Annotated in this window: 18 protein-coding genes and 2 tRNA genes; 6 read left to right on the plus strand and 14 right to left on the minus strand. The window is 44.3% G+C overall.

The genetic code is table 11. The features are described 5' to 3' along the window. Positions 1 to 730: 730 nt before the first annotated feature. Entirely contained in the window at positions 731 to 2,065 is a 1,335-nt protein-coding gene (locus WS42_RS09115; protein ID WP_022161201.1) for an NADP-specific glutamate dehydrogenase, read from the minus strand. A gap of 304 nt (positions 2,066 to 2,369) precedes the next feature. Here WS42_RS09115 and nagB point away from each other — a divergent pair, with 304 nt between their 5' ends. Both nagB and WS42_RS09125 read left to right on the plus strand, forming a co-directional pair. Next, entirely contained in the window at positions 2,370 to 4,319 is a 1,950-nt protein-coding gene (gene nagB / locus WS42_RS09120) for a glucosamine-6-phosphate deaminase (RefSeq protein WP_013612450.1), read from the plus strand. Positions 4,320 to 4,429: 110 nt separating this feature from the next. Further along, on the plus strand, positions 4,430 to 5,320 hold the full coding sequence (locus tag WS42_RS09125) for a nucleotidyltransferase family protein (RefSeq protein WP_013612451.1): 891 nt from the start codon (positions 4,430 to 4,432) through the stop codon (positions 5,318 to 5,320). Positions 5,321 to 5,382: 62 nt separating this feature from the next. Here the strand turns inward: WS42_RS09125 and WS42_RS09130 are convergent, their stop codons facing one another. The 3 genes from WS42_RS09130 to WS42_RS09140 all read right to left on the minus strand — a co-directional run bounded on the left by WS42_RS09130 (position 5,383) and on the right by WS42_RS09140 (position 8,585). Beyond that, on the minus strand, positions 5,383 to 5,751 hold the full coding sequence (locus WS42_RS09130) for a heavy-metal-associated domain-containing protein (protein WP_046405592.1): 369 nt from the start codon (positions 5,749 to 5,751) through the stop codon (positions 5,383 to 5,385). Between the two features lie 44 nt (positions 5,752 to 5,795). Continuing rightward, the gene (locus tag WS42_RS09135) at positions 5,796 to 8,069 is read right to left on the minus strand and encodes a TonB-dependent receptor (protein WP_013612453.1); all 2,274 of its coding nucleotides are present in this window, start codon (positions 8,067 to 8,069) and stop codon (positions 5,796 to 5,798) included. Positions 8,070 to 8,156: 87 nt separating this feature from the next. Next, complete coding sequence (locus tag WS42_RS09140) at positions 8,157 to 8,585, minus strand: hypothetical protein (RefSeq protein WP_022161205.1); 429 nt, start codon at positions 8,583 to 8,585, stop codon at positions 8,157 to 8,159. Positions 8,586 to 8,732: 147 nt separating this feature from the next. On the opposite strand from WS42_RS09140, the gene WS42_RS09145 reads away from it, so the two are divergent. From WS42_RS09145 to WS42_RS09155, 3 genes are read left to right on the plus strand one after another with little or no spacing between them, the layout of a single operon-like run. Beyond that, positions 8,733 to 9,890, plus strand: a complete 1,158-nt coding sequence (locus WS42_RS09145) for a TlpA disulfide reductase family protein (RefSeq protein WP_022161206.1) — start codon at positions 8,733 to 8,735, stop codon at positions 9,888 to 9,890. 42 nt (positions 9,891 to 9,932) lie between these two features. After that, entirely contained in the window at positions 9,933 to 10,760 is an 828-nt protein-coding gene (locus WS42_RS09150) for a UDP-2,3-diacylglucosamine diphosphatase (protein ID WP_046451009.1), read from the plus strand. 44 nt (positions 10,761 to 10,804) lie between these two features. Beyond that, entirely contained in the window at positions 10,805 to 12,337 is a 1,533-nt protein-coding gene (locus WS42_RS09155) for a YifB family Mg chelatase-like AAA ATPase (protein WP_013612457.1), read from the plus strand. Between the two features lie 19 nt (positions 12,338 to 12,356). On the opposite strand, the gene WS42_RS09160 is transcribed toward WS42_RS09155, so the two are convergent. The 9 genes from WS42_RS09160 to WS42_RS09200 all read right to left on the minus strand — a co-directional run bounded on the left by WS42_RS09160 (position 12,357) and on the right by WS42_RS09200 (position 17,912). Then, positions 12,357 to 13,034 carry an inorganic pyrophosphatase gene (locus tag WS42_RS09160; protein WP_013612458.1) on the minus strand — a complete coding sequence of 226 codons (678 nt, stop codon included), beginning with the start codon at positions 13,032 to 13,034 and terminating at the stop codon, positions 12,357 to 12,359. An 18-nt stretch (positions 13,035 to 13,052) separates the two neighbouring features. After that, positions 13,053 to 13,634 carry a D-sedoheptulose 7-phosphate isomerase gene (gene lpcA / locus WS42_RS09165; protein ID WP_022161208.1) on the minus strand — a complete coding sequence of 194 codons (582 nt, stop codon included), beginning with the start codon at positions 13,632 to 13,634 and terminating at the stop codon, positions 13,053 to 13,055. A gap of 25 nt (positions 13,635 to 13,659) precedes the next feature. After that, complete coding sequence (locus tag WS42_RS09170) at positions 13,660 to 14,616, minus strand: hydrogen peroxide-inducible genes activator (RefSeq protein ID WP_022161209.1); 957 nt, start codon at positions 14,614 to 14,616, stop codon at positions 13,660 to 13,662. Positions 14,617 to 14,638: 22 nt separating this feature from the next. Continuing rightward, the gene (dnaJ, locus tag WS42_RS09175; protein WP_046451010.1) at positions 14,639 to 15,787 is read right to left on the minus strand and encodes a molecular chaperone DnaJ; all 1,149 of its coding nucleotides are present in this window, start codon (positions 15,785 to 15,787) and stop codon (positions 14,639 to 14,641) included. 97 nt (positions 15,788 to 15,884) lie between these two features. Beyond that, positions 15,885 to 16,460, minus strand: coding sequence for a nucleotide exchange factor GrpE (gene grpE, locus WS42_RS09180; protein WP_013612462.1), 576 nt, complete (start codon positions 16,458 to 16,460; stop codon positions 15,885 to 15,887). A 191-nt stretch (positions 16,461 to 16,651) separates the two neighbouring features. Further along, positions 16,652 to 17,368 carry a RadC family protein gene (radC, locus tag WS42_RS09185; RefSeq protein ID WP_022161210.1) on the minus strand — a complete coding sequence of 239 codons (717 nt, stop codon included), beginning with the start codon at positions 17,366 to 17,368 and terminating at the stop codon, positions 16,652 to 16,654. A 105-nt stretch (positions 17,369 to 17,473) separates the two neighbouring features. After that, positions 17,474 to 17,725: a 30S ribosomal protein S20 gene (gene rpsT, locus WS42_RS09190; protein WP_013612464.1), complete on the minus strand. Its 252-nt coding sequence runs from the start codon at positions 17,723 to 17,725 to the stop codon at positions 17,474 to 17,476. A gap of 31 nt (positions 17,726 to 17,756) precedes the next feature. Next, positions 17,757 to 17,828: transfer RNA gene (locus WS42_RS09195), tRNA-Glu, on the minus strand. A 12-nt stretch (positions 17,829 to 17,840) separates the two neighbouring features. After that, a tRNA-Glu gene (locus WS42_RS09200) sits at positions 17,841 to 17,912 on the minus strand. Positions 17,913 to 18,182: 270 nt separating this feature from the next. On the opposite strand from WS42_RS09200, the gene rsmI reads away from it, so the two are divergent. After that, on the plus strand, positions 18,183 to 18,905 hold the full coding sequence (gene rsmI / locus WS42_RS09205; RefSeq protein WP_013612465.1) for a 16S rRNA (cytidine(1402)-2'-O)-methyltransferase: 723 nt from the start codon (positions 18,183 to 18,185) through the stop codon (positions 18,903 to 18,905). Positions 18,906 to 19,789: 884 nt separating this feature from the next. On the opposite strand, the gene WS42_RS09210 is transcribed toward rsmI, so the two are convergent. Further along, on the minus strand, positions 19,790 to 21,376 hold the full coding sequence (locus tag WS42_RS09210; protein WP_022160667.1) for a hypothetical protein: 1,587 nt from the start codon (positions 21,374 to 21,376) through the stop codon (positions 19,790 to 19,792). Positions 21,377 to 21,400 lie beyond the last annotated feature (24 nt).

Genomic DNA, 21,400 nt, shown 5'->3' on the forward strand with positions numbered 1-21,400 from the left:
CAGAAAAAGCAAGACGACACCCGACAGAGCTCCAATGGTCCCCGAACACGAACACCTCCGACTTACGTTATCACTGCCTGGCAAGCTAAACCGAACCTGAAAACCATAAATTTCAGCGAAAAAAGATTTTCCGGTAAAGTAACCCAATTATCCATAATCCAATTCTTCCTTTGCCAAGTCGTGTTAACGTGAGATGCAGGGTTTTATGCCGGAAGACCATTGGAGCGGGAACGAGGGTCCGGTTAGGTTTTCCGAACGCCCGACCGGTGGTGTTTGACGGAAACGTAACGTAAAGTTTTTTGCGGAGTGAGGAGTTCCGCCGGTCAGTGAAGGAAAGCCTTACCGGACCGTTCCAGGCGACCCGGTCTGACAGTATAAAACCCGGAATCGGAATAGAAAGAAAAAATATACCTACCGTTTACATAGTTACAACGCTTTCAAAAACTATGTCTAAACCGTCGTAACCAAAAAACGGTAGAATTATTCGGTACTTATTCGTCTCCGGTGATCGGAATTGGTGACCCGGTCGCTTCTGTCGGTCGTCTAACTTTTTCTGAACGCCCGACCGGTGGTGTCTGACGAGCTTGCGAGGAGTTCCGCCGGTCAGTGAAGGAAAGCCTTAACGGACCGGTCCAGGCGAACCGGTCTTCCGGTATAAAAACCGAAATCGGAATAGAAAGAAAAAATTATACTTACGTTCTTATGATGAATTTATACCTTTTTATACCTTTTATAAAATGCCTTGGTCCATTATCGCGCGGGCTACTTTGATAAAACCGGCCACGTTAGCTCCTTTGACATAGTTGACGTAACCATCGGGCTGGGTACCGTATTTCACACACTGCGCATGGATAGACTGCATAATCTCCTTTAGTTTCTGATCGACTTCTTCGCGTGTCCAGCTGATTTTCTGTGCATTCTGACACATCTCGAGACCCGAAGTGGCCACTCCGCCGGCGTTGGCGGCTTTACCGGGAGCATACAACAGTTTATTTTCGAGAAAGACCTGAATCGCTTCGGGTGTAGAGGGCATGTTCGCCCCTTCGGACACCGCCACACAACCGTTGGCAACTAAAGTACGGGCTTCGTCACCGTTCAGCTCATTCTGAGTGGCACTGGGCATAGCGATATCACATTTCTCCCCCCACGGCCGACCTCCGGCCACGTATTTACAACCGTACTTATCGGCATATTCCTTCACCCTTCCCCGGTAGAACAATTTTAACTCCATCATATATTCCAACTTTCCAGCACCGATCCCTTCGGGATCGTAAATATAACCGCTACTATCCGACAGAGTCACCACCTTTGCGCCGAGCTCGTTCAGTTTCTGTACTGTGTAAAGGGCCACATTTCCCGCCCCCGAGACGGCTACGGTCTTGCCCTTCAGCTCTATATTCCGGGTCTTCAGCATCTCCAACAGGAAATATACATTCCCATAACCGGTAGCTTCGGGACGGATCAGAGAACCACCGGATTCCAGGCCTTTGCCCGTAAAAGTTCCGCTATTTTCCCTCGCCAGTTTTTTATACATTCCGTACATATAATTAACCTCCCGGCCACCGACACCGATATCCCCTGCCGGAATATCCGTACCGGGTCCGATATTGCGCCATAACTCCAAAATATAGGCCTGACAAAAACGCATAATCTCGGCATTCGATTTTCCTTTCGGATTAAAATCCGAACCACCTTTAGCCCCTCCCATCGGTAAAGTAGTCAGTGAATTTTTAAAGGTCTGCTCGAAAGCCAGGAATTTTAAAATAGATAAATTCACGGAGGAATGGAAACGGATTCCTCCTTTGTAAGGACCTATAGCATTGTTGTGCTGGATGCGGTAGCCCATATTGGTATGCACATTTCCCTGATCATCTGTCCAGGTCACCCGAAACGAGAAAATCCGATCGGGAATACAGAGCCGCTCGATCAAATTGCTTTTTTCAAACTCGATATTCCGATTATAGGTATCTTCGATGGTATTCAATACCTCTTCTACTGCCTGGTGGTATTCCGGTTCGTTGGGAAACCGCCTTTTCAATTCTGTCAAAACGTCTTTTGCTTTCATAAGATATAGGTTAAATCAGAAGCCCGCCCGAAGGCGGGTTTCATGGGTCAGTTGTATATAAATTGTCAGTAGTGTGTGTTTCGTTTGTACGAACAAAGGTAGCGCATAATATCAAAAATAATTCATTTTGTTAAATTTCAAACACGAAAGGAAGATTTGTGTAATTTCGGGAAAGTGAAAACGTTAACGCCCTCATTCTTTCACAGAAAAACAGCTTCATCATCAAAGCCGCTCCCGGATACATGAAAAATACCAAAATTTTATTAACTTTGTAAGTTGACATTATAAATTTAAACCCAACCTTATGATCACCAAAAACTATATAGCGAAAGGAGAAGGCGCCAACCGTTTCGAGAAAGTGCCGGTCCGGATTTATGAAAAACCTTCCGAAGCCGTCAAAGCGGTAGCCCGGGAAATTGCCGATCTGATCCGTACGAATGCGGATAAAAGCGAAAAATGTGTCCTCGGATTAGCGACCGGTTCATCTCCGATCAAACTCTATGAAGAACTGGTCCGCATGCACCGTGAGGAAGGCCTGTCGTTCAAAAATGTAGTCAGTTTCAATCTGGACGAATACCTGCCTATGCCTAAAGAATCGGAGCAAAGCTACCATTATTTCATGCACCATCACTTATTCGACCATATCGATATCGACCCGAAAAATATTCATATTCCGGACGGAACCTTAAAAGCGGAAGAGATAGAAAACTTTTGTAAGGAATACGAACGGCAGATCGAGGCCGCCGGAGGTATCGACATTCAAGTGCTCGGAATCGGCCGCACAGGCCACATCGGTTTCAACGAACCCGGTTCGCCGCTGACTTCGAAAACCCGGATGGTATATTTAGACGATCTGACGATCAAGGATGCTGCAGGAGATTTCGGCGGCATGGAAAATGTGCCGTCCCGCGCCATTACCATGGGAGTGGGTACGATTATGAAAGCCCGGAAAGTAATACTCCTGGCTTGGGGTGAGAAAAAAGCTTCTATCATCAAAGCTACGGTCGAAGGTAGTGTTTCGGATGCTGTCCCTGCCACTTTTCTGCAAGTACATCCGAACGTACAGTTCGTCATCGACGAAAGTGCAGCCGAAGAACTGACGCGTGCCAATCAACCCTGGTTGGTCAGCAAAGTACAATGGAACGACAAGCTGATCCGAAAAGCCGTCATCTGGCTGTGCCAGAAAGTGAAAAAGCCGATCCTGAAAGTAGAAAACAAAGACTACATCGACAATGGGATGACCGATCTGATCAAGACTTTCGGTTCGGCCAATAAAGTAAATATCCAGGTATTCAACGACCTGCAACACACCATTACAGGTTGGCCGGGAGGCAAACCCAATGCAGATGATTCTACCCGTCCCGAAAGAGCCTATCCTTATCCTAAACGAATCCTGATCTTCAGTCCCCATCCAGACGACGACGTCATCTCTATGGGAGGTACTTTTGCCCGGTTGGTAGAACAAGGTCACGAAGTGCATGTCGCTTACCAAACCTCGGGCAGCATCGCTGTTTTCGACGATTATATCTATCAGCAAATGGATATCGCCACCTCTTTTACTAAACTGGTGGACGGGGATTTACCGGCCATGGAAAACGCATTTTTACAAATAAAACAAGCTATCGCTAACCGCAAACCGGGAGACGAGGAAGCACGGTATCTATTGCAATTCAAGGCCGCCCTTCGCCGGGCAGAAGCCCGCGGAGCCTGCCGTTTTATCGGTGTCCCTGAAGAACGGGTACACTTCCTGAACCTCCCCTTCTATGAAACCGGGAAAGTGAAAAAGAACCCGCTATCGCAAGCCGATGTCGATATTATCGTCGATCTTTTACGGAAAGTACAACCCCATCAGATCTATGCTGCGGGTGACTTAGCCGATCCGCACGGGACACACGGAGTCTGTCTGGATGCGATTCTCCGTGCCTACAACATCATCGACCGGGACGAGTGGTTTAAAGATTGTAACACCTGGTGGTATCGCGGCGCGTGGATGGAATGGGAAGTAGAAAAAGTAGACATGGCGGTTCCGATCAGTCCGGCAGAATTGTCTATCAAACGGAAAGCGATCTACAAACACGGTTCACAAAACAACGGACCGGCATTTCCGGGAGATGATCCGCGTGAATTCTGGCAACGGGCGGAAGACCGTAACCGGAATACAGCGGATTTGTACAACCGTTTGGGTATGGCCGAATATGAAGCAATGGAGGTTTTTACCCGGTATAAGCACGACCACGGAGACTCTCTGAAATAAAATTTACCAGACCGGAACGGCAGATTCGTAAATGAATTTTAGGTTAAATCTTTAATCTTTTTATAACTTTGTCGGCTCACAACACTGACACTTATAAAAATAGTATAATCATGAAAAGAAAAACTACACTCTTAGTGATGGCAGCCGGCATGGGTTCCCGTTTCGGAAGTCTGAAACAGATTACTCCTCTCGGACCGCACCAGAAGGCTTTGCTGCACTATACCATTTATGACGCAGTTCATGCGGGATTCGATAAGATCGTTTTCGTTATCCGCGAAAGTTTCGCCAAAGAATTTATCGATTTTGTAGGGAAATATGCCGAAGGATTGGTAGAAACCGCTTATTGCTATCAAAGTATGGATAAACTACCGGGAGGAATGCCGCCCATCGAGCGCGAGAAGCCGTGGGGTACGGCACATGCCATCTGGAGTGCCAAAGAAGTAATCGATGAACCTTTTGCCGCCCTGAATGCCGATGATTTTTACGGTAGCGATGCTTTTGTAAAAGCCCACGATTTCCTGGCCAACGAAGCAACGGACCAAGAGTTCGGCCTGGTCGGTTACCGTCTGGCTTCTACCCTATCGGAAAACGGCACTGTTTCACGAGGGATCTGTGAAACCGACAGCCATCACCACCTGACTGCCGTTACGGAATGTACGAAAATCGGCAGACAGGCAGACGGAAGCATCAAAGACGAAGAGACCGGAAAAACACTGAATGCCGACGATCTGGTATCTATGAATTTCTGGGCCTTTACTCCTAAAATTTTCGAAGAAATCGAAAGACAGTTCGTCGAATTTTACCCGGCTAACAAAGATAATCTGAGATCAGAATTTTATATTCCCAAAGTAGTGGATAAAATGATCAAGGATCAAATTGCCGATGTAAGGGTACTGAAAACAACGGCTAAATGGTTCGGAGTCACTTATAAAGAAGATACCCCTTCTGTAAATGCAGCCCTTGCCGCTTTTGACAAGGAAGGAAAATATCTGGATATCTAAGTTCCGGATTGAGTTATTACGAAAGGAGGCAGACTAAAAAGTCTGCCCCTTTTTCTTTATTTTTATTTCGTTTTCCCCTCTTTTTCACAACAGGATTTTTCACACTTTTCGCCGGTTTGGGTTTTGGCAGAAGTGTTATTTCCTTCGATTCCTTTCACTTCGATGTTCAATTTCTCGATGGCTTTCTGCAAGTTTTCGGTGGTATTTTTGTCTTCGCGGAAAGTGACTGTGATGGTTTGAGTTTTCATATCCACTTTCAGGTCTTTCACTCCCTTTTCATAAGGGATATTCTTTTCTACTTTTGCTTTGCAAGATTCGCAATGCAGGTTGGCATTAAAAATGACGGTTTTCTCATTCTTTTTCTGAGCATTTACACTCATGGCAGCTGACAATACTACTACCATTATCAAAACTAATCGTACTACTTTCATGGTTCCTAGTTTTAAATTTATGTATCAAAGTTAATAAAACAATATTATTCTCGGTCTAATCCGAAGCGAAGGCCGAGATAAAATTTACGTCCGTGTACAGGACCCCAAATTTTCGAAGAGTCGAAAGCGTCACTCCAGGGACGGTCGGCAGCCAGGATAGGATGTTTTTGGGTGAAATCACCGATATTTTCACATCCGGCATAAATACTCCATTTACGGAAAAACTTGGAAATCTGGGCATTCATGATACGGAAAGAATCGAAACGATCCGCTTGTCCTGAATTTTCTGACACAGGAACGGGAATACGTCCCGGACCGTTGAATTGAGTGGTGAAATCGAATTGCCATTTCTTCATATTGGTGTAATATGACAAATTCAACAAGCCTTTGTATTTACTTTGCAGAGGAGCCCTCAACAGACGGCCGCCCATCGTGGTCTTCACATCATTGTAACGATAAGCACCCAAAACGTCGAACCGGGGGATCAATTCGTATTTCACTTCCACCTGATAACAATTGGAGTAAGAATCACCGTCTAAGTTATAAAAATTGACTTTTCCTACCTGAGTCTCATTATCGGCCACGACCTGATCGGTAAAGTTCGTCCGGTAATAATCGAGGTTGATATTCAGTATACGGTCGAACAAGAGAAATTTGCGGTTCAACTGTACTCCGAAATTCCAGGCTTTTTCCATATCCAAACGATCTAATTCTTCGGGATGGGCTGCCAACAATTTATCGTTGACATATACCGAATTGGCAGAAGCCAACAGATAACTGTTATCGGCCAGGATGTTGGCTGTCCGGGCACCGTGACCGGCAGACACCTTCAACATCGTAAAATCGTCAGGGGCATAAGCCAGATGTAAACGGGGAGTTACAAAACTACCGAAAATATTATGGTAGTCATAACGCAGTCCGGCCATTACGGTCAATTTTTGCCAGAAAAGTCCGGTATACTGGAAAAAAGCCCCTCCTACCCGTTCGTTACGATCGAAATCTACGGTTGCCGTCTTTTGACCGGAACCCACTAAATAGTCGTTGAAGGATTCATCATAACGATCGAAATTAAAGGACAACCCCGCAGAATATTTCTGATTTTCATTCTGTCCGAATATAGACTGAAAAATATAGTTAGAAAAAACAGTCTGCTGACGGGCTTGATAATCACGGGCGCCATAATATGAATCCTGATCGTGATCGGTATAATTCACCAAAATCGCCATACTGGTATTCTCGTACTGCGGCATCAGATAACCCAACTTCAAAAAGCCTTCATACCGGCGAGAGTCGATGCCGATCCCATACAAAGTACCCTCTCCATAGCTACCCCGCATTTCCTTCCTAAATCCTTTCTGCCCTCCCAAGCGGGTTTCGTCGAGGAGCTTCCCTCCGAATTGCAAAAACCAAGTATCGGTCTTATATTGCCAGCGATTCATCACATTGTATTGGGTCGTTTTAGGCATATCCAAAAAGCCATCGTGGTTTCCATCGTGTTCCATGGTCAGCCAATCCCCGTGAGCCAGGATGGCTGTGCTCCACTTGTCATTCAGACGGATGCCTGTATTGGCATTGAATTCGATCATCCCTTCACTATTCCCATAGGCATTGACAAAAATCTTTTCGCTCGTAGCAGGCTTTTTATAATCGACACTGATCTGCCCGGCAATCGCTTCATAGCCATTGATTACCGAACCGGCCCCCTTCGAAACCGAGATAGCGCTCATCCAAGGGCCTGGGACATAATTCAATCCGTATAATGCCGAAATCCCCCGAAAATTGGGCATATTCTCCGTCATCATCTGCACATATTTACCGGTCAGCCCCAACAACTGGATCTGTTTCGCCCCAGTCACAGCATCGGCATATGCCACATCTACCGAAGCATTGGTAGTGAAACTCTCTCCCAGATTACAACAAGCTGCTTTACACAATTCTTCGCCGGTGATCACCTGTTCGATCAGAGGCCCTCGGGTACTCATAATCGTCGTATTTCCCCGGGTGACCACTTTCACTTCATCGAGTACTTCTCCTGCCACCAATTCGATCTCGACCTGTTTATCCGTGCGTTTTACCGTAAGCGTATCGGTCCGGTACCCGATAAAGCTGGCGACCAAGCGCCCCGATTTATTCCATTTGATTTTGAAATGCCCTTCAGCATCCGTCACTACACCGTCTGTCGTTCCGGCCCAATAGACATTGGCACCCGGCAAACCGACCTTTTTTCCATTCTCCTGCTCGACCACCCGTCCCTTTATATCCTGGGCATATCCTCCCAGAGAGGCACATAACAGTACCATTAAACTGAACAATTTCATTTTTACACTATTTACCTTATGATTGAAGATTAAAAATGACAACACACCTTATCCAAATCCATAGTCAGGACTGACCGGCAAAAGGTTTTAACAAAGAAAAGTACACAACGATTCCAATGAGGGCGGAATCCCGGGAAACTTCCGGTAAAAAGCAAAGCCATCCTTTCCGTCCCGCACAGCAAGAATCTGCATCGTCATCTCCCAACCGCATTCAGGTAAGGTAAATACGGAAAGTTGCATTTGTAAAACCCGCTCTACCAATGAAGAATCAGTCACTTTATAAAAATCATGACGGGAAGAAGCATGACAACAATCTTTACAAAATTGCCGTTCCTCCTGACAACAGCCACATCCCTCTTCGCAAGGACATGTGTTCTCTGCAGGCAGGACTCTGACTTCGAGATATGTGCGGTCCGAATGAATACAACCCGACTGAGTTACATTCACTCCAATCAATGCCATCCCGGTAATAAGCAGCACTAACGTATGCAATATCTGTTTGCCCAATTTCAACATCGTTTGCAAATATATTCTTTTCCTTTAGAAAGCAACAGAAAGAAATAATTCTTGACAGAATTTTAACTAATAGATTCCTTTTGTCCTAGTCGAAAAAAATTGTATTTTCGTACGATTAAAATCTAGTAATAACTAACCTTTTTCATCATGTTGAGAAGAAATATACGGTCGTCTGTATTTGTATTACTTGCATTGGCAGCCTGTACAAATAAAAATAATGTTAAAATTACCGGAGAGATCAAGGAAGCTGAAAATCAAAAAGTGTACCTGGAGCAGTTGAATGTCGATCAAGCTGTCATCATCGACTCGACAAAAACCGACCGGAACGGACATTTCACCTTTAAAACAACAACCTCCCTCCCCACTTTCTATAATGTAAAAATCGGTCCGAAGGAATTTATTACTTTCATTGCTGAACCGGAAGATCATATCGAATTGAGCGGAACGTTGAACGGACTTTCCCAGAATTACTGGGTAGACGGATCTGAAAATTCCCTTTGGGTAAAGCTGCTGAATTTTCAACTGAACAATACTCATGTCATGATGGATTCGCTGAAGAAAAGCTTTGCCGCCCTTCCTGCCGAAGCGACCAGCGAACGTCAAAAAATTGCAGCCGCCTGGGATTCGATCGTGAACAAACAAATTAACTTTTCGAAGGATTTTATCCTGAAACATGCCATTTCGCCGGCTTCCTATTATGCCTTGTATCAGAAATTCGATCAGGATAATTTCATCCTGAATCCGGATAACGATTTGCATTCTTATAAAGTCGTCGCCTCTTCGATGAAAGCGATGTACCCGGAATCGCAATATACGAAAGCGATCCTGAATCATTTAGACCAGATCAACAAGGCGATTCAAAACATGAAAATAAAACAATTGATCAACAACAGCGAAGGATCACTGCCGGAAATCCATCTTCCGAATGCACAGGGGGACACCATTGCCCTTAGTTCGCTGAAAGGGAAATATATACTGCTCGATTTTACTGTCTTGAACAGCAAAGACGGAGTCGGCTATATTCAAGAGATGAAAAAGATCTACAACAAATTTAAAAACCGGGGAGTTCAGATTTATCAGGTTTGTCTGGATCCGAACAAACTTGCCTGGCAAAGTCTCGTAAAACAGTTGGATATCAATTGGATTTGTGTCTGGGATCCGGATGGTTTGAAAAGCCGTGCTGCTCAGATGTGGAACATACAACATGTACCTGCCAATTATATTATCAACCCTAAATTTGAAATTGTCGGGAAAAATCTGGCAGGCCAACGCCTGGAAGACCGTTTGAACGACCTTTTAAAATAATTTAAAATCACTCACCCCAAGAGCGAGAAAGAGGCAGAATCGATGAAAATCAGTGAGCGAATCCCCCTTACAGAACATACCCTCCGGCTCCAGGCTGGAAAAAAGGTTTATTTCGTTTCCGATGTCCATCTGGGTGCTCCTGTATTGGATAATGACCGGGAACGGGAAAACCGCCTGATCCGTTGGCTCGACACCATCCGTCCGGATTGTAGTGAGTTGTTCCTGCTCGGGGATATCTTCGATTTTTGGTTCGAATACAAGCGGGCAGTACCCAAAGGACATGTCCGCTTTCTGGCCAAAATATGCGAGTTTACGGACCAGGGCATACCTGTACATTTCTTTACGGGTAATCACGATATCTGGGCATTCGGTTATCTCCCGGAAGAATGCGGAGTGATCCTACATACTCACAATGAAATTTTCAGGATAGCCGGTAAGCGTTTCCTGATCGGACACGGCGATGCACTGAACCCACAGGATAAAGGATATCTATTTCTCTACCGTATTTTTCACAACCGTTTTTTACAACGGTGTTTCAGATGGCTACATCCGGATATCGGAATCCTGATTGCGCGGAAATGGTCGTCGCATTCCCGTCTGGAAAACGGCAAAATCGAAGCCGATGCATTCCGGGGAGCGGAAAAAGAAGAGATCGTCCGTTTTTGCCGGGAAGTGCTGCAAGGACAACATTTCGATTATTTCATTTTCGGACACCGGCATCTGCCTATCGATTATACTCTCTCGCCAAGCAGCCGCTATATCAACACAGGGGACTGGATCACCTATTATAGTTTCGCCAGTTTCGACGGTCGGGAAGTAGTGCTCGAGACCGAAGATAAAAATCAGGATTTTCACTTTGATTTATTGTAAAATTATCTTAACTTACATACACTTAATCTTAAATCTGCGGTGTCATGTTAGTGAAGATATTTAGTGGTGCCGTCAATGGAATCGAGGCCACAACCATTACTCTGGAAGTTAACATCCTGAACGGTGCTAAATTTATCATTGTGGGCTTACCGGACAATGCGGTAAAAGAAAGTCAGCAACGGATCGATTCGGCCCTGCGGGAGATCGGTTCCCGGATTCCGGGCAAGCGGGTAATCATCAATATGGCTCCTGCCGATGTCAAAAAGGAAGGCTCTGCTTATGATCTCCCACTCTGTATCGGTATTCTGGCTGCCAACGAACAACTCTCGCCCGAAGGGCTGGAGAATTTTATGATGTTGGGAGAATTATCACTCGACGGAAGTTTGGTGGCGGTAAAAGGGGTACTTCCTATCGCTATCAATGCCAGGAGCGAGGGTTTCAAAAGCATTATCGTGCCGTTGGAAAATGCAAACGAAGCTGCTGTAGTCGAAGGTATACACGTCTATGGTTTCTCCCATATCCGGGAAGTCACCGATTTTCTGAACGGCAAACAGCAGGCAGAACCGTTCACCTTCGATCCGACCCTATCGGAAGTAACCAACGATCTTCTTTATGATTTTAAAGATGTGAAAGGGCAGGAAACCGTCAAACGGGCTTTGGAAATTGCAGCCGCCGGTGCTCACAATCTTCTGATGGTAGGAGCACCCGGCTCGGGGAAGACGATGCTTGCGAGGCGTTTACCGGGAATACTCCCTCCGATGACTGTCGAAGAGTCGCTGGAAACCACAAAAATTCATTCCGTCGCGGGAAAACTATCCCGGAATTGTTCGCTGATTACGACCCGGCCTTTCCGTTCACCCCATCATACAATCTCTCCGATAGCCCTGATCGGCGGAGGATCTTTCCCTCGTCCCGGTGAAATCTCTCTCGCTACGAACGGAGTTCTTTTCCTGGACGAGCTCACTGAATTTCAGCGCAATGTCTTAGAAGTTATGCGCCAGCCCCTGGAAGACCGGAAAATTACCATCAGCCGGGCCCGCTACAGTGTCGATTATCCGGCCAATTTTATGCTGATCGCTTCCATGAATCCTTGTCCCTGTGGTTATTATAACCATCCGACTAAAGAGTGTACCTGTTCGGGAAGTGCGATCCAGCATTATCTATCCAAAATTTCGGGTCCTCTGCTTGACCGGATCGATATGCATATCGAGGTTGTCCCGGTAGAACTGGAAAAAATTGCCGGAATACAAGAAGCCGACCCTAGTAGCGTAGTCCGGGCAAGGGTGATCACTGCCCGCAACATTCAAACGGAGCGTTTTAAAGATTATCCGGGTATCTACTGTAATGCCCAAATGTCCCCGCCTCTGCTGAAACGCTTTTGTCCGTTGGATAAACAATGCCTTTCTTTATTAAAAATGGCGATGCAGAAATTCGGACTTTCTGCACGGGCTTATGACCGGATTATCAAACTCTCCCGGACAATTGCCGACCTGGCAAGTTCGGACCATATCCTGCCGCAACATATAGCGGAGGCTATTCAATACCGAAGCCTGGACCGGGAATCGTGGGGGAGTTAAGGAAGGAGCAAGCCGTAAATCACACCCGGCTCAAAATATCCTCCAAACCTTCGAAATGGTTTTTATAGTCTTCCAGAGACCGGCGAATCACTTCATAAGCTTCTTCCCTGCCATAAACATGAGTAATCTCGACCTTACGCTGGCCTTCTTCACCCGGCATATCTTTATAGGTGAGGAAATAGTGTTTCAAACGATCGACGACAATGTGCGGTAATTCGGAAATATCATTATATACGTTGTACGTAGCGTCGTGTTTCAACACAGCAATGATTTTATCGTCTGCCTCATTACCGTCGAGCATCCGGAAGCCACCGATCGGACGTACCCGGGCAATGATATCTCCATGCGAGATAGTTCTTTCTGTCAGTACACAAATATCCAAGGGGTCACAGTCGCCCTGAATATCTGTCCGCTGCGTTTGCTGCATCGCATATTCGGCGACCAAACCACCGCAATAACTTTGCGGAATAAAGCCATAGAGAGCCGGTACCACATTCGAATACTTCTGAGGACGGTCGATCTTGATGTATCCGCTGACTTTGTCCAATTCATACTTTACTGTATCTGTAGGTACCATTTCTATAAATGCAGTAACCACTTCCGGAGCATCGTCACCTACTTCCAAACCATGCCAAGGATGTGATTTATATCTCAATCCCATCAGACGAGCTATCGGGTCGTTAATCTTATTACCCATATTACTTTTGTGTTAAATTTATTTATTGGTGTTAAATAATGCTTGTTCGATATATTCTATCAAAATATGAATGATTTTGATGTGTATTTCCTGAATACGATCGCTATACTTATTCCAGGGTACTACGATAGTTATATCACATTTTTCTTTCATTTTTCCTCCTGTCTTTCCTGTCAGTCCGATCACCTTCATTCCTTTGACATGAGCAGTGTCGATGGCCTGTAGTATATTGGAAGAGTTACCGGAAGTACTGATCGCTAAGAGCACATCTCCCCGATTACCCAAAGCCTCGAGGTATTTCGAGAAAACCGAGTCGAAACTCATATCGTTCGATACACAGGTGAAATGGGAAGGATCGGCAATTGCAATGGCCGGCAGGGCAGCCCGCTCATGACGGAAACGTCCCGTAAGTTCTTCGGCAAAATGCATGGCATCACACAAGGACCCTCCATTGCCACAACTAAACACTTTTCCCCCTTGCCGGAACATATCTACCAGCAGATCTCCGGCATTTTTTACTTGTCCGAGATTTTTCTCATCGGAAATAAAAGCTTCCAGCACCTGCTGTGCTTCTAAAAAACTATTTTTGATCAGATCCATAATTTCCTTTCCCCTCTATTTAATATTATTCATTTTTTTCTGCTTTCCACTCGACGATCATTCCCCTATCCCGCTTCAACATATGCGCAGGAACTACGGATTTAATCTCATCACAAAGCAAAGTTATCAAACGTTGTTTGGTGAAATGCCGGGAATAAATGACACTTACTTCGCGCAGAGGCTTCGTATTAGCGATAGACCTGACCTGTTTCTTTTTTTCGGGCGACATATATTGCAAGGCCAGTTCAGGAATCAAAGTGAAGCCTCCTTCCACATCTACAATCCGCATCAGCGTTTCGAGGGAATTACTTTCGAACTCGAAAGGCAGATTCTTATGCTGGCTCGCAGACATTTCACAAAGGTTGACGACCTGATTACGGAAACAGTGGCCATTTCCCAGCATCCAAATGTCAGAGGTAACGATATCTTCATGCCCGACTTCTTTTTTCTTCAGCAATTCGCTATCAGGATGTGCATATACCAACATCTCTTCGTAGAATACGGGACGCTCGACAATTTTTTCGTCGTGGTAAGGGGTAACGAATAAGCCGACATCGAGCATATCACGTTTCAGCCGGCGAATGATCTCTTCGGAGACCAATTCTTCGACCTCGACTTTTACTGCCGGATATTTGCGGATATAGGGCCCGATGAAAACCGGTAACAGGTAAGGAGCCAGTGTCGGTATGATTCCGATTTTCAGTGTTCCCTCGACCTCTTGCTGTTCTTCCTGAATGATCTCTTTTATCCGTTGCGTAGCGGATAAGGTCATACGTGCCTGTTCGATTAATTTTGCCCCGAGATCGGTCGGTACGACAGGTTGTCTCGAACGGTCGAAAATGATGACTCCCAGCTCATCTTCAAGCTTTTTTATCTGCATGCTTAAAGTGGGCTGGGTTACGAAACATTTTTCTGCAGCTGTAGCAAAATGACGATATTCATCGATAGCAACGATATATTCCAGCTGGGTCAGTGTGATCATTCAGGTCGTGTATTTGAGATTTTTATTCGAAAAAGTCTTTTACCTTGCGGAAAAATCCTTTTTTATTTTCGACATTGGACGGTTTCAAGAAGCTACGTTCTTTCAAATCCTCCATAGTTTTTTTATCCTCTTTAGAAAGATTTTTGGAAATCCAGACATTCACTTTGACCAACAAATCTCCTTTACCATACCCATTGATGTCGGGAATTCCTTTCCCTTTCAAGCGCAGGATTTTTCCGGGTTGTGTACCGGGTTCTATCTTCACTTTTACTTTCCCCTCGAGTGTCGGGATTTCGACGGAATCGCCCAATACAGCTTCGGGGAAACCGATGAAGGTATTATATAACAGATCGTTTCCATCGCGCACCAACTCGGGATGTTCGATTTCTTCGATCAATATGATGAGATCACCGTTTACTCCTCCCCGACGGGCAGCATTTCCTTTTCCACTCAAAGACAACTGCATGCCATCAGCCACTCCGGCCGGGATATTCAAGGTGATCACTTCTTCGGAAAGCTGAACACCTTCTCCGTTACAATGGGAACATTTCTCATTGATTATCTTGCCTTCTCCTTCACAAGTGGGACAAGTAGATGTCGTTTGCATAGCACCCAGGATGGTATTCTGTACCCGGGTGATCTGTCCGGTACCATGACAAGTGGAACAGGTGGAAAAAGAGTTACCGTCTTTTGCTCCGGTACCGTGGCAGTGGGTATCAGCAACATATTTCTTTACTTTGATTTTCTTTTCTACGCCTGTAGCCACTTCCTCCAGGGTCATCTTCACTTTCACTCTCAGGTTGGTTCCCCGATTCACCCGTCTGGCTGAACGTCCTCCGCCTCCAAAACCACCGAAGCCACCGAAACTACCGAAAATATCTCCGAAATGTGCGAAGATGTCGTCCATACTCATTCCTGCCCCGCCGAAACCTCCGGCTCCTGCCCCCATTCCGGCATGTCCGAACTGATCATAGCGACGGCGCTTTTCTTCATTACTCAATACATCATAAGCCTCTGCCGCTTCTTTAAATTTTTCCTCTGCTTCTTTATCTCCCGGGTTTCTGTCAGGATGATATTGTAAAGCGAGCTTCCGATAAGCTTTTTTTATCTCGGCCGCTTCAGCATTTTTAGCCACCCCCAACACTTCGTAATAATCTCTTTTTTCAGCCATTACTTTTATATTTGATTATAGGTTCCGGATTTGGGGTTACCGCTGTAATCCAAAATCCGAATTTCCAGACACACCTTCTGTTCCAATCGTGGATTTATTATTCACCGACAACTACTTTAGGAAAACGGATTACTTTATCATGTAAGGTATATCCTTTCTGAATGCAATCGACGACTTTTCCTTTCAACTCTTCGGCAGGAGCCGGAATCTTCGTTACCGCTTCCTGCAATTCAGGATCGAAATCGGTATGCAGGCATTCCATTTCTTTCACTCCCTGCTGAGATAAGAAATCCCTGAAGTTGGCATAGATCAATTCAACTCCTTCGCGTAAAGCCGGCACATCTTCGGCCGTTTCCATACTTTTCAGAGCTCTTTCGAAATTGTCCATAACAGGCAGGATTTTTTCCAGAATTTGTTCTCCTGCGTTCTTCGTCAATTCCATTCTTTCTTTAAGGGTACGTTTACGATAGTTATCGAATTCAGCCGACAAACGCAGGTATTTATCATTTATTTCAGACAATTTTTGTCCCAGTTCTTCTATTTTCTGGTCTTTATCTTCTTTTTTCGCTTTGGCGTGTTTTTCTTTGGTTTCTTTCTCTTCTTTTACATCCCCGGCGTTTACTTTATCTTTCAATTCTTCCTGTGCTTCAGTATCCTTTACATCTTTAGACATGGCGTTTATTTTAATTATTTACACTATCTTATCAACAAGTATTACGCAAATAGAGTATCCCCGGATACTATAAAAATTGCTAAAGCAAAACTAAGCAAAAACTTTGCCAATACCAAACCGCTGACAGGCGTGGTTGTCATTCTGTTAATGCGGCAGTTTTTGCTGACAATGTGGCACCCAAACCGGTCTGTTTATTGTTTTTTCCTGGAAAAGTTCAATTTGCCTTCATCGGCAAAACTGTAATAGGCATTTTCTCCGACGATAATGTGGTCATAGAGCTTGATATCGAGCAGTTGTCCTCCCTCATAGATTTTTCGGGTAATCAGCTCGTCGTATGTGCTAGGGACCAAAGAGCCTCCCGGATGATTATGGGCAATAACGATATAAGTGGCTTTCATGTCTAAAGCTCCCCGGAAAAGTAATCTGACATCGATCACCGTTCCGTCCATTCCTCCCGACGATAAGCATTCACATCCTTTCACCTGGTTGGAATGTGTCAGATAGATGACCCAAAATTCTTCATGATCCAAGTCTTCGATAAAAGAGCGGATATACCGATAAGCCTCCCTGCTAAAGCGGATCACCGATTTCATTCTTTTGGTCTCGGGCCGCCGACGCCGTCCGATCTCTATCGCTGCAACAATAGCAGTGGCCTTAGCCATGCCTACCCCTTTATACTTATTTATCAACTCCCTGACCGAGCGTCTGGCCAATTGGTTCAAGTCGTTGTTATTATCAGCGAGGATTCGCCGGGCCAACTCCAAAGCTGTCTCTCCTCCGACACCGGAACGAAGCAAAATAGCGAACAACTCACTGATCGAAAGCGCAGCAACACCCTTTGTAAGCAATTTTTCCCTAGGCAGTTCATCAGCAGCCCAGGAATTCATCGGTAGATACTGATCACCCATAACGCAAAAGTTTTAGATAAACAATTTACGAAAAATATGGGAGATAACAAAGAAAGGAGATGAGTTTTACTCATCTCCTGTATATCGGTTTAGAGAATAAACGAATTACAGTTTATTGACGTGCAAAGCCAATTTAGATTTCAAATTGGCAGCTTTATTATCATGGATAATATTTTTCTTTGCCAATTTATCCAGCATAGCAACTACTTTCGGCAGTAATTCAACTGCTACAGCACGATCAGTTACCATACGTAATTTTTTCACCGCATTACGGGTCGTTTTAGCATAATACCGATTATGTTCTCTTTTAGTTGCAGTCTGTCTGATTCTTTTTTCTGATGATTTATGATTTGCCATCTCTACAAATATAAAAATTCAACTTTTCAAGTAGTCTGTACGGGAATCGAACCCGTGTTACAAGAATGAAAATCTTGCGTCCTAACCCCTAGACGAACAGACCTTATGTCTTTCGTAGTCTGTACGGGAATCGAACCCGTGTTACAAGAATGAAAATCTTGCGTCCTAACCCCTAGACGAACAGACCATAGTTTTGCTTAGCGGATGCAAATATACGGCAAATTTATTTCCTAGCAAAAAAAATATCTTTTTTTTTCTCAAAATCCTCAACATTTTATCTAACCTCCTATTATTTAGCAAAATAGGACAAGAAAATGTAAAATAAAAAAACAGTTTGTACTTACCGATGTAAAGCCCGACTAAAATTCAAACTGGAATCTCAATTATATTCCATTTCCCAAGCGAATCATTACCTTTGTATGCAATATAAATTGGAAACCAATAAGTATAACCAGTCATGGGTAAATTATATTTAATTCCTACTCCCGTAGGGAATATGGAAGATATCACATTACGTGCACTTCGTTTATTGAAAGAAGTGGACCTGGTTTTAGCAGAAGACACGCGTACCAGTGCCAAGCTATTGAAGCATTATGAGATCACCACTCCCCTGCTTTCTCATCATAAATTCAACGAACACCAGCAAGTAGACCGGATAGCGGAAAGACTGGAAAGAGGAGAGAATATAGCCCTGATCAGTGATGCCGGTACTCCGGGAATTTCCGACCCAGGCTTCCTGCTCACCCGTACCTGCGTAGAACGGGGAATAGCCACGGAATGCTTGCCGGGAGCGACTGCTTTCGTTCCGGCCCTGGTCAATTCAGGATTTCCTTGCGACCGTTTCTGTTTTGAAGGATTTCTGCCCCAGAAAAAAGGCCGGCAAAAGAAGTTGAGTGCCTTAGCAGAGGAAAACAGAACTATGATTTTTTATGAATCCCCGTTCCGTCTGGTAAAAGCCCTGGAACAAATGGCAGAGGTATTCGGCCCGACCCGTCATGCTTGTGTGGCCCGGGAAATCAGTAAAATGTTCGAAGAATTCAAAAGAGGGACTCTCGAAGAACTGGCCGGCTGGTATAAACAAAACGGCGTGAAAGGAGAGATTGTGCTGATCGTCGCCGGTAAAGACTATAACCTGGCAGAAGAGGAAGGATTACACATCGAAATCGAAGAGGAAGAGTAACAAGAAAGGTTCAGGTAAATAAATGACGTGTACTATCAAGCTGAATGAAGCAAAATAATACACGTCATCAATAGTATTATCTATTTCCTGAATATTTCTCTCCTAATCGGATGTTTTCCGGGCCATCTCGATCATCTGGCTCAATTCGGCTACGATTTCCTCATCACTGCCGGCGGCTCCCGTTACTTTAAATCGGACGTTCAGAAAAAGCAAGACGACACTCGACAGAGCTCCAATGGTCCCCCAACACGAACACCTTCGACTCACGTTATCACTACATGGGAAACAAACTGTGACCTAAAAAACATGAACTTCTACGAAACAGCCGTTTTCCGATTCCTTACATTAAGATTACGAATTAATTTAGAAATCAGTATTTTGTAAATAATAAGAAAATCCGGTCAAATAGCCTAGGTATCCGTATTCCACCTGTTTTTCAAGCTTATAATATTTTCCTTCTCCTTTCTTTGGTCTGTAGTGCAAACGGAAGATGGAGGGTTTTGTGGCGGAAAACCATTGGAACAGGAACGAGTGTCCGGTTAGGTTTTCCGAACGCCCGACCGGTGGTGTTTGACGAACGAAGTGAGGAGTTCCGCCGGTCAGTGAGTTCTTCGAATAAGCGAGAGAAAAACAAAATCTTTTGTTTTTCCGAGCAGGAGAAGAACCGATGAAATCAACGAAAGCCTTAACGGACCGTTCCAGGCGAACCGGTCTGACGGTATAAAATCCGAAATCGGAATAGAAAGAAAAAAAATTAAACCTAGGTATAAATTAATTGAGTGTATATTCTTAAGACAAAAAGGTTACAAGGCCAAAAGGTAAATGAACCCTTGAAATCCTTGTAACCTCTATTGTTTTTTATTCCGACTCTTTACCCGAATATGCTAAAAATCGTCCAGATCGGTGATCACGGCTTTTGCGACCAGTTTCAGGTCGAACGATAATTTCGCATCTGCAGCAACAACCACTTCTTGATTATTTGTTGTCGAAGCTTTCACTTCCAAAAGGATATTTTCTGTTTGTCCTAATTTTTTAGCTTGTGCCTGAGTCAGATTAAATTCCAGCACACTCTCTTTACCGTTGGCAGCCTGAATAATATCCCGCCCTTTCACAGCGGTAAGGCTTTCCAATTTCTCGCCATTTTCTCCCAACAGCACCAAAGTCGGAATCTGGAGATTCAATGGAAGTCCATTGACAGCAGTAATCGTAATTACACCTTCTTTGATCCTATCCGCATACTTGGGATCGATATCAATATCGTTCAGCGTGTCTTTGTAATTGAGTCCTTCGGCACTCAATGCGAAAGGTATCCGGACATAAGCATCCAGGTCGATTTCTCCGTCGCTGTAAATCACATTATCCTCGTCTCCTTGCGGATTTACCGTCACCGTACCTTGATAGAATATATCACCTGTCGGTGGCAAGGACAGAAAGTCTACAATATTGGAATTATCCTTATTCAACCCTAAAGTATCGGAAAACACGATATTCGACTTATTCCCTAAAGTGAGCAACTCTTTTCCTTTTTCTAATTTCAGCGTTAACGTGTCTCCTTCTGCGTTTTGTCCATAAAAAGTAGCATCGACACTCATCGGGACACCGATACCTTTGTTACGGAGAATAATATTCAGTTCAGGCTTAGTGAACTTAAATTTACCTCCGATTTCATCCAAAAAGTCGATATCCATATTAAATTTATCCGGATCGATAGCGATCGGATCGACTGTGATTTTTCCTTCTGCTTTTTTGAATTTGAGATTATTCAGTTTAAAATTGAAATTAAGCTTCGAACTTGATAGAGAACTTCCCTCATGAATAATAATTTTAACTATATTAAGAGAAACTTCCGGCTTAGACTCCAGACTAAGTTCTATATCTTCCAAAGGTAGTGTCTTTATTTCATTGGCTTCCACTTTTTCGACAATCGTCAACACATCCCCTTCCTTCGTTTTTATATTCGGGAATTTAGCCTCCAGAGTATAAGAAAATTCCGTTTGAGGAAAAATAAAATCTGCTGAAGCTACCAATTTTTTCAAAACACATTCCGATGGAATATTTTGAATCTCAGCTACAACAGGATCAATTGGATTATCCTCACCACCTAAAGTGATATCACTAGGCAACGGTATTCCTGTACCCGGAATATCCACAGGCACCGATAAATCAAAAGCAACATCTTCCGCAGGCATATCGAAGACCTGATCGATATCGATATGGTAAATACCTTCTTCGGTATATTGAATGATCAGATCATTTTCTTCTTTTACGACCACATCGTCATCGCCCTGATTAATTAAATCCCAAAGAGTAAAAGACCCCTGAAGCACTTTTAAGGAAACACCCGGCTCCCAGCCTTCTATTTCATTGGTCCATTTATCGGTATCGAAAAGATCGGCATCGCCACAAGAAGTACACAAAAGCAGCATAGACAACAAAGCTGCACCACCCCAATTCAAACAAAATTTCATCATAAATATAACATTTACACGACAGTG

The sequence above is a fragment of the Odoribacter sp. N54.MGS-14 genome, from assembly GCF_000980295.1.
Taxonomy (GTDB): domain Bacteria; phylum Bacteroidota; class Bacteroidia; order Bacteroidales; family Marinifilaceae; genus Odoribacter; species Odoribacter splanchnicus.

Bases quoted from the DNA above. Each gene is read 5' to 3' on its own strand.
- lpcA (WP_022161208.1), bottom strand. From the start codon at position 13,634: ATGGATCTGATCAAAAATAGTTTTTTAGAAGCACAGCAGGTGCTGGAA.
- WS42_RS09145 (WP_022161206.1), top strand. From the start codon at position 8,733: ATGTTGAGAAGAAATATACGGTCGTCTGTATTTGTATTACTTGCATTG.
- WS42_RS09150 (WP_046451009.1), top strand. From the start codon at position 9,933: ATGAAAATCAGTGAGCGAATCCCCCTTACAGAACATACCCTCCGGCTC.
- WS42_RS09115 (WP_022161201.1), bottom strand. From the start codon at position 2,065: ATGAAAGCAAAAGACGTTTTGACAGAATTGAAAAGGCGGTTTCCCAAC.
- WS42_RS09160 (WP_013612458.1), bottom strand. From the start codon at position 13,034: ATGGGTAATAAGATTAACGACCCGATAGCTCGTCTGATGGGATTGAGA.
- grpE (WP_013612462.1), bottom strand. From the start codon at position 16,460: ATGTCTAAAGATGTAAAGGATACTGAAGCACAGGAAGAATTGAAAGAT.
- WS42_RS09130 (WP_046405592.1), bottom strand. From the start codon at position 5,751: ATGAAAGTAGTACGATTAGTTTTGATAATGGTAGTAGTATTGTCAGCT.
- rsmI (WP_013612465.1), top strand. From the start codon at position 18,183: ATGGGTAAATTATATTTAATTCCTACTCCCGTAGGGAATATGGAAGAT.
- radC (WP_022161210.1), bottom strand. From the start codon at position 17,368: ATGGGTGATCAGTATCTACCGATGAATTCCTGGGCTGCTGATGAACTG.
- WS42_RS09125 (WP_013612451.1), top strand. From the start codon at position 4,430: ATGAAAAGAAAAACTACACTCTTAGTGATGGCAGCCGGCATGGGTTCC.
- dnaJ (WP_046451010.1), bottom strand. From the start codon at position 15,787: ATGGCTGAAAAAAGAGATTATTACGAAGTGTTGGGGGTGGCTAAAAAT.
- WS42_RS09170 (WP_022161209.1), bottom strand. From the start codon at position 14,616: ATGATCACACTGACCCAGCTGGAATATATCGTTGCTATCGATGAATAT.
- WS42_RS09210 (WP_022160667.1), bottom strand. From the start codon at position 21,376: ATGATGAAATTTTGTTTGAATTGGGGTGGTGCAGCTTTGTTGTCTATG.
- rpsT (WP_013612464.1), bottom strand. From the start codon at position 17,725: ATGGCAAATCATAAATCATCAGAAAAAAGAATCAGACAGACTGCAACT.
- WS42_RS09155 (WP_013612457.1), top strand. From the start codon at position 10,805: ATGTTAGTGAAGATATTTAGTGGTGCCGTCAATGGAATCGAGGCCACA.
- WS42_RS09135 (WP_013612453.1), bottom strand. From the start codon at position 8,069: ATGAAATTGTTCAGTTTAATGGTACTGTTATGTGCCTCTCTGGGAGGA.
- nagB (WP_013612450.1), top strand. From the start codon at position 2,370: ATGATCACCAAAAACTATATAGCGAAAGGAGAAGGCGCCAACCGTTTC.
- WS42_RS09140 (WP_022161205.1), bottom strand. From the start codon at position 8,585: ATGTTGAAATTGGGCAAACAGATATTGCATACGTTAGTGCTGCTTATT.